We start from the raw sequence: 15,142 nt of genomic DNA on the forward strand, positions 1-15,142 counted from the left end.
CGCTACGCACCTGACGCAGTACGCGCCCGGCGCGCCCCGCGCCGGAGTACGCGCTCCGCGCCGGAGTGCTAAACAGCCCGGCGGGACGGCGGCCCTGCTGCCGTCCCGCCGGGCCGGCTCTTCACTTCACCCCCAACTCCTTAGGTGAACCATGTCTGTACTGACTCCTCCCCGCAGCACGCACGCGCGCCGCACCGGCCGCCCTCCCGGTGCGCGTGAGAACTTCTCCGCCTGGGCCAACCGGCACCGCAAATGGCTCTTCGCGGCCCCTGCGATGGTCTTCGTCGGCGTCCTGATCGTCTTCCCGCTGGCCTGGACCCTGTACCTGAGCCTGACCGATTCGCAGGGCTCGGTCCGCGCCGCGTCCGAGTTCGTCGGCCTGCAGAACTACCTCACGGTCCTGTCCGACGCCGAACGCTTCTGGCCCGCCGTCGGGCGCACCCTGTCCTTCACCGGCGTCGCCCTGGCCTGCGAAGTCGTGCTCGGCATGGGCATCGCGCTCCTGCTGTGGCGGCCCTTCCGCGGCGAAAAGTGGGTGCGCGTGGCCATCCTGATGCCGCTCGTCGCCACTCCGGTGGCCGTGGGCATGATGTGGCGGCTGATCTTCGACCCCAACATCGGCTTCGTCAACCAGCTGCTCGGCATGGTCGGCATCCCCGCCCAGCCCTGGCTTTCCGGCCAGGACACGGCGCTGGGCACCACCATCTTCATGGACGTGTGGCAGTGGACCCCCATGGTGGTGCTGATCCTGCTCGCCGGCCTGACCTCCCTGTCCGAAGAACCGGACGAGGCGGCGCGGATGGACGGCGCCAACGCCGTCCAGCGCTTCTTCTACATCACCCTGCCGCTCATGATGCCCACCGTGATCGTCGCGATCCTGCTTCGCGGCATCGACGCCCTGAAGACCTTCGACATCCTCTACGCCACCAAGGGCAAGGGCGGCGGATCCTTCCACGAGGTGGAGACGCTCAACGTCTACGCCTACGGCCTGAGCTTCGACTACAACCAGTACGGGCTGTCCTCCGCGGTGCTGATCCTGTTCTTCATGATCATCATCGGCTCCATGTGGCTGCTGACCATGCGTAAGAAAGCGGTAAGCAAATGACCGTCCTGAACGAAAACACCGAAATCAAAACCGCCGCGGCGCCCGCCACCCCGCCGGCCCCGCGCCGCCGGAAGCCGCTGGCCACCCGCGCCTACAAGGTCTTCCGCGTCGCCGCGCTGGCCGCCGTCGTGGTGTTCCTCGTCGCGCCGCTGTTCTGGATGTTCCTCGCCTCGTTGAAGACGAACGTGGACATCTACGACACCGGCAAGTCGTTCCTCTTCACTCCCACGTGGGAGAACTACGCGAACGTCCTGCAGCGCAACAACTACCTCGTCTTCATCTTCAACAGCTTCTGGGTGGCCTTCGTCGCCACGGCACTGTCGCTGGTCCTGGGCGTGCCGGCCGCCTACGCGATGAGCCGCTTCACGATGCACCGCTCGGCCCTGGTGGTCCTGATGGCCCGCGTCATTCCGGGCGTCTCGCTGCTGGTGCCCTGGTACTACGTGTTCTCCAACCTGAAAATGGTCGGCGGTTTCGAGGTGCTGATCCTCAGCCACATGTTTGTCTCGCTGCCGCTGATCGTCTACATCATGATGAGCTACTTCGATTCGATGCCGCTGGAGCTGGAGGAGTCGGCCCAGGTGGACGGGCTGACCCCGATCGGAGCCTTCCAGCGCATCACGCTGCCGCTGTCCGTCGCCGGCATCGCCACCGCGGGCATCCTGTCCTTCATCTTCTCCTGGAACAACTTCATGTTCGCCCTGGTGCTTTCCGGGTCCAAGACCAAGACCCTGCCGGTCGCGATCTTCAACTTCGTCTCCTACGCCAGCATCGACTGGGGCGGACTGATGGCGGCCGCCACCGTGGTCACCATCCCGATCATGATCATTGCGCTCTTCACGCAGAAGTACATCGTCTCCGGCATGACCGCCGGCGCGACCAAGGGCTAGGCACAGATGACACTCATCAGCAGGATCGAAACCTTCCTCGTCGCGCCGCGCTGGCTCTTCGTTCGGATCGAGACCGAGAGCGGGATCGTCGGCTGGGGCGAGGCAACCTGCGAGGGGCGCAGCGAAACGGTGCGCACCGCCGTCGGCCAGCTCTCCGAGCTGCTGATCGGCAACGATGCGCTCCGGATCGAGGACCACTGGCAGGTGATGACCAAGGGCTCCTTCTACCGCGGCGGCCCCATCCTCGCCAGCGCCGTGTCCGGCCTGGACCAGGCCCTCTGGGACATCGCCGGCAAGCACTTCAACACCCCCGTGCACCAGCTCCTCGGCGGCCACGTCCGCGACCGGATCCGGATGTACGGCTGGGTGGGCGGGGACGAGCCCAACGAGGTGGCCGACCAGATCAGCGCGCAGCTGGAGGTCGGGCTCACCGCCGTCAAGATGAACGCCAGCGGCCGGATGAGCCCCGTCGCCTCCGTCGCGGAGCTCGACGGCGTCGTCCGCAGGGTGGCCGCCGCCCGCGAGGTCCTCGGGGACCACCGCGACGTCGCCGTGGACTTCCACGGCCGCTTCAGCCTCGCCAATGCCCGGCGGGTGGCGCCGCTGCTGGAACCGTACCGGCCCTTCTTCCTCGAAGAGCCCGTGGTCCCGGAAAACACCCATCTGCTGCGCGAGTTCACCTCCTCCACCACGACGCCCGTCTCCACCGGCGAGCGGCTGTACAGCCGGCAGGAATTCCTGCCCGCGCTGCAGGCCGGCATCGCCGTGGCCCAGCCGGACCTCTCGCACGCCGGCGGCATCACCGAGGTCCGCAAGATCGCCTCGCTCGCCGAAATCTACGAGGTCCAGCTCGCCCCGCACTGCCCGCTCGGCCCGCTGGCGCTGGCCGCCTGCCTGCAGGTGGGCTTCGCGACGCCCAACTTCCTGATCCAGGAGCAGAGCATCGGGATCCACTACAACCAGGGCGCCGAGGTCCTGGACTACGTGGTGGACAAGTCCCCGCTGAAGTTCGTGGACGGCCACATCGAACGGCTCACCGGCCCGGGCCTGGGCATCGAGATCGACGAGGCTGTGGTCCGCGCCGCCGACAAGCGCGGCCACGCCTGGCGCGGCCCGGTCTGGCGGCACCCCGACGGATCCTACGCAGAATGGTGAACGACATGACCTCCGGAAACACCCCTGAGAAGTTCCTGCACGGGCTCAAGGAGTCCAGGCTCATCGCGATCGTCCGCGGGACCGACGGCCCGGCCGCGGCCCGCGCCGCCCTGGCCGTCATGGCGGAGGGCTTCCGCTCCGTGGAAGTCGCCCTGACGACGCCGGACGCCCTCGCCGCCATCCGGCGGATCCGCGACGCCGCCCCGGAAGGCTGCCTGGTAGGCGCCGGCACGGTGCTGACCGCCCGGGACGTGCACGACGTCGTCGCCGCCGGCGGCCAGTTCATCGTCACCCCCGCGCTGGCCGAGTCGATCGACGTCGGGGCCGGCCTCGGGCTGCCGGTGCTCGCGGGCGCCCTGACGCCCACCGAGGCATACCAGGCCATGACCCGCGGCGCCACCGCCGTGAAGCTTTTTCCCGCCTCCGTCGGCGGACCGTCCTACCTGAAAGCCCTGCGCGATCCGTTCCCGCAGATCCCGTTCATCGCCGTCGGCGGGGTGGGCCTCGCCGATGCGCCCGCGTTCTGGGCGGCCGGGGCCATCGCCGTGGGGCCGGGCGGCCCGCTGATCGGGGACGCCGCCTCCGGCGGTGACCTCGACGCGCTCCGGGAACGCGCGCGGGCCTTCGTGGCCCTCGCGGACGCGCGGGCCGGAACACACCGGATGGAAGCGACCCGGCTGGAAGCGAAGCTCTCGTGAGCGCCGGCGTCGACCTTCTGACCTTCGGGGAGGCCATGGTGTCGCTGCGGTCCGCCGGGCCGCTGTCCGCCGGCGGCAGCCTGGCCATGCACGTGGCCGGGGCGGAATCGAACGTGGCCGTCGGCGTCGCACGGCTGGGCCACCGGGTCGCCTGGGCCGGCGTCGTGGGCGACGACCCGCACGGCCAGTACATCCTGCGGCAGCTGCGCTCCGAGGGCATCGGCGTGCAGCACCGGATTGACGCCGCCCGGAACACCGGGGCGATGTTCCTCGAGCAGCGCACGGCGGACGTCACCCGGGCCTTCTACTACCGCGCGGGTTCGGCAGGGTCCACTCTCGGCCGCGACGACGTGGAGCGCGCCTTCGGTGCCGTTGCAGGAGCCGGGGCCGGGGTCCGGATCCTGCACCTGACCGGCATCACCGCCGCACTCAGCCCCGAGTCGCGGCGGGCCGTGGAGTACGCGGCCGAACGCGCCGCCGGAGAGGGCATGGTGGTCTCCCTCGACGTCAACTACCGCGGCAAGCTGTGGTCCCGGGACGAGGCGCGCGCCGTGCTCACCCCGCTCGCCCGGCACGCCAGCATCCTGATCGCCTCCGATGACGAACTCGGCCTCGTCGCCACCGCGCCGGACGCTCCCGCGGACTCCGACTCCGACGCCGGCTCCGACGCCGGGGAAGCCGGCGGTCCGGGGAACTCCGGCGCCGACGAGGCGGCCATAGCCGCCCAGCTCCTGGACTGCGGCGTCCGGGAAGTCGTGGTCAAGCGCGGAGCCGCGGGGGCCGGCGTCCACACCGCCGACGGACGCTGGGAAGCGCCCGCGTTCCCCGTGACCAGCGTCGATACCGTGGGGGCCGGGGACGCCTTCACCGCCGGCTACCTTTCCGCGCTGCTCGACGGCGAGGACGTTGCCGGACGCCTGCAGCGTGGCATCCTCGCGGGGGCGTTCGCCGTCAGTACCGCGGGGGACTGGGAAGGCCTGCCCCGCTCCGAGGAGCTCGCGCTGCTCGGAACCACGCGAAGCGGAACGACGCAGCGCTGAACAACACCCGCAGAGCCGGCGAAGCCACAGCCCGGCCGCCGGTCCTCCACCGAACCGACCGTTTTCAACCTGCCATCGACTCAGAAAGCCTGGAACTGCCGTGAAAATCATTGCCGCGGAAGGGAGCCGGGCCGGACAGGGGAGCCCGGCAGCCGCCGGCATGCCCGGGCGCCCCTGAACTCCACAATGGCGGTAATCTTCAGCAGAGAAGGTCCACACACGGCACAGAGGAGGAAACGGACAATGGCTGAGGGTCGAACGGGCAAGCCGCGGGGCCGGTGGCGGGTGTTCCATGAGAAGTTCGTGGTGGAAGAACGGTTCATGAGCGTGCAGGCGCGGAAGAATCTGTACCGCCTTGCCGTTGTCCTGATGATCGCGGGTGCCCTGTTGTTCACGGCTGTCCTGGCGGGTGTCCTCCTGCGGGGCGGCCTGTCCGACGGAGACGAACCCGTGCGGTCCTGGCTCCTGACGCTGCGGTCCGAGCCGCTGACCACGGTGATGATCATCCTGGCGGTCATCTTCGGCCCGGTCGGCCTGCCGATTATCGTCCTGGTGGTCACGGTGGCCTGGGCGTTCCTGGCCAAGCACGCCTGGCGCCCGGTCCTGCTGGCGGCCGCCATGCTGACCGGCGTCGTCCTTGCCCAGCTGATCGGCCACATTGTGAACCGCGGACGCCCTCCCGTAGACCTCATGCTCTTCGGCGCCGACCACACCTTCTCGTTTCCGTCCGGACACGTCCTGGGGGCCTGCGACTTCCTGCTCATCACGACGTTTCTCGTCTTCTCGCGCCGCCGCAACCCCAGGGCCGCCGTCGTAGGCTTCGTGGTGGCCGGAGTCGGCGTGTTCTTCGCTGCGGTCAGCCGGCTGTACCTCGGCTATCACTGGATGACTGATGCCCTCGCGTCCCTCGCCATCTCGCTGGTCATCCTGGGGGCCGTGATGGCCGTGGATACCTGGCGGACCGCCCGGATCCGGGGCGAGCAGGTCACCGGGACCCTCTCGAAAGCCGATACCGGCGAGGACTAACCCCAATGCCGTTCGGTTAGGCGTTCGGGTCCAGGGTCAAGTCCCGTCGAATCGGCGTGTCCGTGGGGATATGGGTGTGGCTCCTGCTTGAGTAGTTCGGTCCACCAAGACTGATCCACCCCCACGGGAGCCACTATGCCCGATTCTGCCATCAATCACGCTCCGGGGGTATTCGCACCCGGGCATCTGGGCGAGCTGACCCGTGTCGTTCCCTTCGACATGGTTGATGCCGCGCTCGAGGCCGCCGGAGGCCGGGAACGCCGGGTGCGCAGGCTGCCCTCACGGGTGGTGATCTACCTGCTGCTCGCCGGGGTCCTGTTCGCCGACCAGGGCTGGAAGCAGGTCTTTTCACGCCTGGTCACGGGGCCGCCGGCACCGGTGAAGACACCTTCGGCCTCATCCTTGAGCCAGGCCATGCGCCGGGTGGGAACGGCCCCGCTGCGTGAGCTGTTCACCCTTCTCAAGGGCCCTGCGGTGTGCGGGTCCCGGCAGGTGACCCGGTTCGCTGGCCGGCTGGTCGTGGCCATCGACGGCACGCAGATGGCCGTGGCCGATACCGAGGCCAACCGGGCCAGGTACCCCAAGCCGCGCGGCGGCGTCAACGGGGAGGCCGGGTACCCGATGATCCGGCTGGTTGCGATCCTCACGGCCGGGACCCGTTCGGTGATCGACGCGGCCTTCGGCACCGACGCCGTGGGCGAGCTGACCTACGCCCGGCAGCTCATCTCCTGCCTGCAACCGGGCATGGTGCTGCTCGGGGACCGGAACTTCGCCACCTACGGCTTCTTCCGTGAAGTGGCCGAAACGGGCGCGGACTTCCTTTTCCGCGCCAGGACCGGTCTCAGCGCCATGAAACTGCCGGTCCTTCAGCAGCTGGCCGACGGTTCCTACCTCTCCCATGCCGCCGGCCAACGCGTACGGGTCATCGACGCCGAACTCACGGTCACCACCGAGGCCAAAACGCTCACCGCCGAATACCGGCTGGTCACCACGTTGCTCGACCCGATCCAGGCTCCCGCCCTGGGACTGGTCAGGCTCTACCATGAGCGTTGGGAGATCGAAACGGCCTACTGCGAATTGAAATCACGCATCCTGAACGGCCGGGTGCTGCGCGGCCGGCACCCTGCCGCGGTCATCCAGGAGACCTGGGCGCTGCTGTCCTGCTACCAGGTGTTGCGCACCGCGATGACCGATGTGACGCTGCGGCATCCCGAGATCGATCCGGACCGCCTGTCCTTCACCATCGGACTGAGGTCCGCCCGCGACCAGGTGGTCCAGGCCCGCGGGATCCTCAGCGGAACCGTGGTGGACCTGGTCGGTCGCATCGGGGCGGCCATGCTGGCCGAACCGTTGCCCGCCCGCCGCATCCGCTCCCGGCCCCGGGTGGTCAAACGCGCGATCTCCAAGTACCGCGCCAAGGAACGGGATGTCGACCGTCGGACCTATCCCGCGACACTCGACACCAGGATCTTGACACCGGATCCCGGCCCCTAACCGAACGGCATTGGGACTAACGGCGGGGGAAACACGAACCGGAACGTCCGCTTCTGGCCGCGATATCAGTTCATTGACCAGCGCGGCGTCCTGTACGTCGGGGAATCCGAAGTCTCCTACGCCAACCGGCCGACGCCCGGAGAGATTCTGGAGGTGGCCTACGACCCTGCTGACCCGAATCGGTCATTCCAGGTCGACGCACCCTCCAAGTTGATGATCGGCTGTCTGATTCCGGTATTCGCTTTCATCGGCCTCGTCATGCTCTGGGCCATCGGCTGGTTCACGCAGGCATGACCCATGCGGGCGCGTCGATCTCAATGTATTGACCGCGGAGGCTGGGTACCCGGGTCGCCGGCGGCAGCCCTTGTAGCGAAGTGGCCGCGGGTAGGCTGCGAATGCCAGTCCACGGTGACCACACTGCACCCGTCCTGCGTTCCGTTGTGGACACCCTGACCGAATGGAATCAAATCGAGCTTCGCTCCGTCCAAATCAACCGCCTCAAGTGCGGGCACCAACCTGGCCGGCCGGTTCATGGCCACCCCCAATGCCCGACTATTCCGACATCTCCGACCAAGGGGACGAGCACACATACATCCCATCGCCAAACCTTCGGAACAGAGGGTTGCCCGCCGGGGCCTGGCTCCTTGGCGAATTGCCAGCCGGGCTCGCGCTCAGGAATGATGAGCTCCGTCGCTACCTTAAGATCCATGCCATCAACGTGACGCAGCCTGCGAAGCCCGTAGCCGTAAGTCCCTTAGAACAGCGGCCAGGGCACCGCCGACATCTCACCGCTCGGAGCCGGAAACCGCCCTGCCAAGCGCAATCGGGCGCAGCGCGCGGCGAGCGATGCGATTTCTTCGGCGCTGAGCAAGTCCGCCAGGTTTCGGCCCAGCCCACCGTGCAGTCCTTCGCTGACACGATCGATGCCGTCGCGTTCCTCGGTGGTCAGAGCGTCTCCCAGCCACCCCCACAGCACCGTGCGCAGCTTGTGGTCACGGTGAAAGGTGAGCCCATGGTCCACGCCGTGCCGGTGTCCGTCCGTCATGGCAAGAATGTGGTCGCCTTTGCGGTCGGCGTTGTTGACGACCATGTCGAACACCGCCATGCGTCTGAGCGCTGGCGAGTCTTCGTGAACGAGGGCGACCATCCGTCCGCTCTCATCTCGTCCCTCGAGAACGTGTTTCCAGCCCGTCTCCGGCACGTGGTCCGTCGCGACCAGGTTCACGGCGCTTTGGGCGGGGTCTTGCTCCTGCCAGAGCTGCACCATTCCTTCGCCCATCGGACCATCGCGCAGCCAGGTGTGCGGCACGACGTCCCAGCCGAAGACCTGCGAGACCAGGTAGGCGGCCACCTCCCGGTGAGCCAGGGTGCCGTGGGGAAAATCCCACAACGGACTTTCGCCTGCTATCGGCTTATAGACGACCGCCACGTCGCCGATGCTGCCCAGGAATGTAGCGTTTGAAGCCGTCGTGATGCGGCCGGTGAGCGTCAGCTCGGCGGTCACTAGGTCCGGCGCTGGCATCAGACCTCGGGAAGGGTGCAGATGTGCCCGTCGGCGTCTATGGGGTAACCGCAGAGCGAGCACGTCGGACGCCCGGCGCCCACGATCTCACGGGTGCGCTTGGCGAATGCGCGGGCGGTGCCGACCGGCATTCGCACCAGCAGCATTTCGGGCTCGTTGGCGCCGTCCTCATCAAGCGATTCGTCGTTGTCATCAGCATCGACATCGGTGATGGGGTAGGCCTCTATTACGACCTGGGCCGTGGTTGGGTCCCAACCTAAGCTCATGGCGCCGGTGCGAAACTGCTCCTGAACGGCCTCGAGCTGGTCATTGTCGACGAGTTCAATGGGAGTACTCGTGGGAACGCTGAAGGGGTTGCCCTCGACGGTGATGAGCTGGTCGAGAATTTCCTCGATCTTCTCGGCGAGCAGAGCCGACTGCTGCTTCTCCAGGGCAATACTCACGATCTGCGTCCTTGCGCGCACCTGCAGGTAGAACGTGCGCGCCCCCGGAAGGCCAATGGTGCCAACGACGACCCGATCAGGCCAGGCAAACTCGTGAACACGTGTAGGCATGTCAGTATTTTAGGCACATGAGGTTCATGTCGCCTTTTGCCCTGCACCGCCGCCCACCGGCGCATCGCCGGAGTGGATGCCGTTCGACAGCCACGACAGATCACCCGCGTCGGTGTTGGTCGCGTAGACGCTCGGCCGGCTAGCGCCGTAGCGCACGATCGATACGGAGGCGGGGCCCACGTTAATACGCTGGAACAGGTCAAGGTGCATGCCGAGCGCGTCGGCGAGGATTGACTTGATGATGTCACCGTGACTCACCGCCACCCACACGGCCCCTGGCCCGTACTCGGCTTCGAAGGCTGCATCGTGGCGTCGAATCGCTGCCACCGACCGGGCCTGCATCGCGGCCATGGATTCACCGCCGGGAAAGACGACGGCGGACGGTTGCGACTGCACAACCGGCCACAAATCCTCGGTCGCGAGATCACTGAGCGTGCGGCCCTGCCACTGGCCGTAATCGCACTCGGTGAGATCGAGATCGACCGGCGCGTACGGCGTGCCGGCCTGGCGATCGAGGATGAGCTGGGCGGTCTGCTGACAACGCTCAAGAGGGCTCGACACCACCCCGACTACGGGCACGGCCGCGAGCCGGTCTCCGGTCAGGGCCGCCTGGTCGCGCCCGATCTGGTCCAGGCTGACGCCGACGGCCCGACCGGCCAGCAGTCCAGTGGCATTGGCTGTGGTGCGGCCGTGCCGCACGAGAATAACTGTCGCCATCCACCCAGCCTAACCACCCGCTCGATGGCGGTGTGAACCGTACCGGGTCGCGCGTCGAACAGGCAGATAAAGCACTGGCGGAACCCTTCAAGCACGCCGACGCGCTCAAAGCCGCCCAGACGGACTCGGCACGCATTGACCAGCTCATGGCCGACGCAGCAAAACCGGAAGTACCGGCACAGCCCGAACCCCCGGCCGAAGTCGACCCCCGCATGGAGGACGTCCTGTACCCGCTCCGCGTCGGATCCAGTAGTTCCCGCCCTCTCAGAGCGGGTCGTGTGCCATTGGTTGTGATGGACCACACCGACCCCGCGCTGTGCGCCCGGAACCAGGGCGCGGCACTCTTAGGCGGAAGTTACGTGGGTCTCTCGCCCGGATTCGTTGAGTTTCCGGGCGGGGGGCCCGTTTTATACGGTTTCGCGTAGTCAGAATAGTTGTCGTGTCTTTCCCGAATGTGAGGGAAAAGCACTCTAAAATGTTGTTATGATGAAGCGAGGCGGCGCGGTTCATGTAGTCAGAGTTGTGAAGTCCCATACGGACAAGCATGGCCAGGAGCGCGTATACCGGTCGGCGTACCTGCGCCGGACCTACCGCGAGGGCGGGAAGGTCCGCAACGAAACGGTCGCGAACCTTTCGGCCCTGCCCGGGCATGTGGTCGACTTCATCGACGCCGGGCTCAAGGGCCGGCACCTGGTGCCCGCGGACGCCGTGGCCACCATCACCCGGTCCCTGCCGCACGGCCACGTCGCCGCGGTCTTCGCCCAGGCCAAAGCCCTCGGCATTCCCGCTCTGCTCGGCCCGGCCTGCGGGCAGCGGGACCTGGCCCTGGCCCTGGTGATCGCCCGGGTCTGCAGACCCGGTTCGAAGCTGGCGACCACCCGCTGGTGGGCCGCCGACAACCCTCGCCGAAGACCTCGGAGTCGCCGGCGCCACGACCGATGAGGTCTACGCCGCGATGGACTGGCTCGCAGGCCGGCAGGAAACCATCGAGAAGGCGCTGGCGAAAAGGCATCTGTCCCCGGAGGCCAACCCGGACCGGCTCGCGTTGTTCGACCTGTCCTCGTCCTGGGTCACCGGGCACAAGTGCCCGCTCGCGGCCCGCGGCTACTCCCGCGACGGGAAGAAAGGTCTGGAGCAGATCGAGTACGGTCTGCTCACCGACCCCGAGGGCCGGCCGGTCTCGGTGCGTGTCGTGCCCGGGAACACCGCGGACCCGGCCGCGTTCGAGGCCCTCGCCAAGGACTTCAAAACCCGCTACGGCCTGGCGGACATGGTGATGGTCGGAGACCGCGGCATGATCACCTCCGCCCGGATCGAACAGCTCAAGGAACTCGGCGGACTGGGCTGGGTCACCGCGCTGCGCGCCCCCGCCATCCAGGCCCTGGCCGCCGACGACGGCCCCTGCAGATGAGCCTGTTCGACGAGCAGGACCTGGCCGAGATCGCCCACCCGGACTACCCGGGCGAACGCCTCATCGCCTGCCGCAACCCGCTCCTGGCCGCCGAACGGGCCCGCAAACGCACCGCACTGCTCGCAGCCACCGACACGGAGCTGGCCAAAATCACCGCCGCCGCCGAAGCCGGGCGGCTCAAAGACGCCGGGAAGATCGGCGTGCGCGCCGGCAAGGTCGTCGGCAGATACAAGATGGAAAAGCACTACACCCTGACCATCGGCGACACCTCGTTCGCGTACGCCCGCAACGAGGAACAAATCGCCGCCGAGGCGGCCCTGGACGGAATCTACATCATCCGCACCACCATCCAGGACACCCACATGGACGCCGGACAAGTCGTCGCGACCTACAAGTCCCTGGCCAACGTCGAACGCGACTTCCGCTCCATCAAGGCCATCGACCTGGACCTGCGCCCGATCCACCACCACACCGAAACCCGGGTCCGCGCCCACGTATTCATCTGCATGCTCGCCGCCTACCTCACCTGGCACCTCCGCCGGGCCTGGGCACCCCTGACGTTCACCGACGAAAACCGCCCCGAACCGGAGAACCCCGTCGCCCCCGCAAAACGATCGGCCGCAGCGCAGACCAAAGCAAGCCGGCGCACCACCCCAGACGGACACCCCGCCCACAGCTTCCGGTCCCTGCTGGACCACCTGGGAACCCTGACCCGCAACGAGATCCGCTACGGCGCCGAGGAGACCGCGCCCCTGATCCCCACCCTGGCCGTGCCCACCCCCATCCAACACAAGGCCTTCGACCTGATCGGCCAAAGCTTCCCGCTGACCCTGAAGTAGACAGAAGGAGGAACCCCGGAAACAGCGGAATCCCCGCCAACGGCGAATTCTGGGGATCGTTGCAACACCTGTGGTGGTTAGGTGGTTACCAGTAGATCACGAAGGCGCTCGGCGGGGGTATCCCAGTCGAGCGTTTTGCGTGGGCGGGCGTTGAGTTCCTGGGCGACGTGTTCGAGGTCTTCGGGCCCGTAGGCGTTCAGGTCGGTTCCCTTGGGGAAGTACTGGCGCAGCAGCCCGTTGGTGTTCTCGTTGGACCCGCGCTGCCAGGGGCTTCCCGGATCGCAGAAGTAGACATCCATGTCCGTGGCGATGCCAAAGGCCTTGTGCAGGGCCATCTCCGCGCCCTGGTCCCAAGTGAGCGAGCCGCGCAGGTGTGCAGGCAGGTCGCTCATGGTCTCGATGAGCCCGTCACGCACGGATTCGGCGTTGTGGTCGGTGGGCAGGTGCACCAGCATCACGTACCGTGTGGTGCGTTCCACGAGAGTCGCGATCGCCGACTGGTTGTAGGCGCCGGTGATCAAATCCCCTCCCAGTGGCCCGGGACCGCACGGTCTTCGACCTCGGGCGGGCGTTCGGAAATATTGATCATCGGGTCCCGGAAGCGGCTGGTGCGTTCCTCCGGGTTCTTGTGGGCCTTGCGGCGGGTGCGCCCGGTGCGCAGGGCGTCCTTGACCTCGCGCTTGAGCCCGCCACGGGCCTGGAGATAGAGGGCCTGGTAGATCGTTTCGTGGCTCACGCGCATCTGCTCGTCATCGGGGAAATCCTTGATCAGCAAGTGGGAGATCTGTTCGGGCGAGCACCGGGTGAGCAGCTTGCCCTTCACGAAATCCCGCAGCCGCCGGTTGCCGCTCAGCTTACTGGTTTTGGGCCGCGACCGGCGCGCCACGGCGGCCCGCTGGGCGCCGTAGGGCTGGTAGCCGAGCACCGGGTGGCTGTTGCGGGAAACCTCGCGGCTGATCGAGGACGGGGAGCGCCCCAGGGCCGCTGCCACGGCCCTGATGGAGGAGCCCTGGGACTTCATGTCCCGGATCCTCTCGCGGTCCCGCAGCGACAGGTACCGGGGATCGATCACCTTCTCCAGTGCCGTTTGGGGAATCGAAACATTCGTTGTTCCGCCGGTGGCCTCGGGAGGCGCAATCGCAGTAGTCACCTCCCGTTTATAGTCGACGGCAGCGGGCTCAGGGTAAACAAGTTTCCCCTTGGCCTGGACTATGCCGTTATCCCACATGAAGGCCGTTTTACGGTCAACACCGACGGCCGCTGTTGCTTCACGCCGGCCCACCCCGGCTGCGCGCAGGCGGAAGAACTCCTCGCGTTTTCCCACCGTCACGCGGACACTGCGGATGCCGGCGGCCTTGGCCCAGTTATGACACGTATCTTTGCTCAGGCCGAGCTGCCTGGCCGCTTCGGTGACGCTGCCGACACTATCCAGGACAGTGAAGAATTCGGCTTTCTGGGCCTGCGAGTATTTCCGGTTGGGCCCCTTGATCTTCCTTGCCCGTTTAGGCAATGCTCCGGTCTCGTGGACCCAGGCGTAGCAGGCGGCGGTGCTCAGCCCCAGCTCTGAAGCCGCAGCCGAGACGTTCCCGAGGCGGTCCAGGAGCGTGAAGAACTCGTCCTTCTGAGCCTGCGTATACTCCCGGCGGGGTTCCGAACCCTTCACACCCGACTTGAGGTGGATCCCTGCTTGCCGGACCCACTTGCGGCACGTTGCCGCCTTGAATCCGAGCTCTCTGGCCGCCGCGGCGGCACACTCCAGCCGCTCCAGCACAGCGAAGAATTCATCCTTCTCGGCCTGCGAGTACCGCCTGTAGGTGTTCTTCTGTGACGGCGTGGGCGGAGGACCCGATTTTCCCTTTAAAGAAGATTCTTGATTTGAAGACGGCAAGGTCGTTGCAACTCCCGAAAATCTGGGGTGTTGCAACGACCGCTAGAACTGAAGAACGCGGGGATTCCGCACGTCATGCCAGACGTAACTTCGGCTTAGGAGAAGACGGCGGGCTACGACGCGGCCCGAACGGCCCGCCTCAAACGCCTACCAGATGGCGGCTTGCGCCAGGGCAGCGCCCATCTTGGTTCGGAACTGCTCGAACTGCTCGAACTGCTCGCATGCCTGGCGAAGAGAAGTCCCAATGGACTTCATGTCCGCGACGCCGGAGTGGGTCATAAAGCGTGGGGGAGCGTTTTGACCGTCCGGTTGGGGCATACCCCAAATGGACGTCAGGGCAGGACCGGCTCCCATGTCAGGCTAGGATTGCATGCTGCATTTGCTGACGCCCCTCGCCGGGGTTCTGAGGGCTCAATCTGACATGCGTCAGATGCGTCGGCGTTTTAGGAGCCACAACGCCATGGCGGCCGCCCGTGCTGACCGCCGCCGCCCGCTGGCCGCCGCCGCCCGCTGGCCGCCCGCCGGCCGCCGCCGCCGCCCGCTGGCCGCCGCCGCCCGCTGGCCGCCGCCGCCCGCTGGCCGCCGCCGCCCGCTGGCCGCCCGCTGGCCGCTGGCCGCCCGCCGCCCGCTGGCCGCCCGCTGGCCGCTGGCCGCCCGCCGCCCGCTGGCCGCCCGCCGCCGCCCGTGCTGCTGGTGGCCGTGCTGCTGGTGGCCAAAGCCTTCCATGAGCTTTTGCAGGCTTCAGAGAGCGTTGTGTGAAGGCTCAGAACGCGAGGCTTGCCGCTGTACTTCCGTCCACTCAC

At 67.3% G+C, this 15,142-nt stretch carries 11 protein-coding genes and 2 pseudogenes; 9 read left to right on the top strand and 4 right to left on the bottom strand.

All coding sequences use genetic code 11. From position 1 onward, the window contains the following. The first annotated feature begins 151 nt into the window (after positions 1-151). The 8 genes from ACQCSZ_RS24050 to ACQCSZ_RS24085 all read left to right on the top strand — a co-directional run bounded on the left by ACQCSZ_RS24050 (position 152) and on the right by ACQCSZ_RS24085 (position 7,702). On the top strand, positions 152-1,105 hold the full coding sequence (locus tag ACQCSZ_RS24050; protein ID WP_427006089.1) for a carbohydrate ABC transporter permease: 954 nt from the start codon (positions 152-154) through the stop codon (positions 1,103-1,105). After that, positions 1,102-1,995: a carbohydrate ABC transporter permease gene (locus ACQCSZ_RS24055; RefSeq protein ID WP_427006090.1), complete on the top strand. Its 894-nt coding sequence runs from the start codon at positions 1,102-1,104 to the stop codon at positions 1,993-1,995. The genes ACQCSZ_RS24050 and ACQCSZ_RS24055 overlap by 4 nt, the downstream gene beginning before the upstream one ends. 6 nt (positions 1,996-2,001) lie before the next feature. After that, positions 2,002-3,150, top strand: coding sequence for a galactonate dehydratase (gene dgoD / locus ACQCSZ_RS24060; RefSeq protein WP_427006091.1), 1,149 nt, complete (start codon positions 2,002-2,004; stop codon positions 3,148-3,150). Between the two features lie 5 nt (positions 3,151-3,155). Then, positions 3,156-3,848, top strand: coding sequence for a bifunctional 4-hydroxy-2-oxoglutarate aldolase/2-dehydro-3-deoxy-phosphogluconate aldolase (locus ACQCSZ_RS24065; RefSeq protein WP_427006092.1), 693 nt, complete (start codon positions 3,156-3,158; stop codon positions 3,846-3,848). Then, a complete protein-coding gene (locus ACQCSZ_RS24070) occupies positions 3,845-4,888 on the top strand; it encodes a sugar kinase (protein ID WP_427006093.1) in 1,044 nt (347 codons plus the stop codon). Before ACQCSZ_RS24065 ends, ACQCSZ_RS24070 begins: the two co-directional genes overlap by 4 nt. Before the next feature lie 243 nt (positions 4,889-5,131). Further along, positions 5,132-5,914 carry a phosphatase PAP2 family protein gene (locus tag ACQCSZ_RS24075; protein WP_427006094.1) on the top strand — a complete coding sequence of 261 codons (783 nt, stop codon included), beginning with the start codon at positions 5,132-5,134 and terminating at the stop codon, positions 5,912-5,914. A 135-nt stretch (positions 5,915-6,049) separates the two neighbouring features. Further along, a complete protein-coding gene (locus ACQCSZ_RS24080; RefSeq protein ID WP_427004280.1) occupies positions 6,050-7,408 on the top strand; it encodes an IS4 family transposase in 1,359 nt (452 codons plus the stop codon). 153 nt (positions 7,409-7,561) lie between these two features. Continuing rightward, on the top strand, positions 7,562-7,702 hold the full coding sequence (locus tag ACQCSZ_RS24085; protein WP_427006095.1) for a hypothetical protein: 141 nt from the start codon (positions 7,562-7,564) through the stop codon (positions 7,700-7,702). A gap of 460 nt (positions 7,703-8,162) precedes the next feature. Here ACQCSZ_RS24085 and ACQCSZ_RS24090 read toward each other — a convergent pair whose 3' ends face one another. From ACQCSZ_RS24090 to ACQCSZ_RS24100, 3 genes are read right to left on the bottom strand one after another with little or no spacing between them, the layout of a single operon-like run. Beyond that, entirely contained in the window at positions 8,163-8,930 is a 768-nt protein-coding gene (locus ACQCSZ_RS24090; protein WP_427006096.1) for an SCO1664 family protein, read from the bottom strand. After that, positions 8,930-9,484: a DUF3090 domain-containing protein gene (locus tag ACQCSZ_RS24095; RefSeq protein ID WP_427006097.1), complete on the bottom strand. Its 555-nt coding sequence runs from the start codon at positions 9,482-9,484 to the stop codon at positions 8,930-8,932. The genes ACQCSZ_RS24090 and ACQCSZ_RS24095 overlap by 1 nt, the downstream gene beginning before the upstream one ends. 24 nt (positions 9,485-9,508) lie before the next feature. Next, a complete protein-coding gene (locus ACQCSZ_RS24100) occupies positions 9,509-10,201 on the bottom strand; it encodes a histidine phosphatase family protein (protein WP_427006098.1) in 693 nt (230 codons plus the stop codon). Positions 10,202-10,723: 522 nt separating this feature from the next. On the opposite strand from ACQCSZ_RS24100, the pseudogene ACQCSZ_RS24105 reads away from it, so the two are divergent. Next, positions 10,724-12,451 (top strand): annotated as a pseudogene (locus tag ACQCSZ_RS24105) (IS1634 family transposase). A 77-nt stretch (positions 12,452-12,528) separates the two neighbouring features. On the opposite strand, the pseudogene ACQCSZ_RS24110 reads toward ACQCSZ_RS24105, so the two are convergent. Then, positions 12,529-13,733 (bottom strand): annotated as a pseudogene (locus ACQCSZ_RS24110) (IS30 family transposase). Positions 13,734-15,142: the final 1,409 nt, after the last annotated feature.

It is taken from the genome of Pseudarthrobacter sp. H2 (genome assembly GCF_050157045.1).
GTDB lineage: Bacteria > Actinomycetota > Actinomycetes > Actinomycetales > Micrococcaceae > Arthrobacter.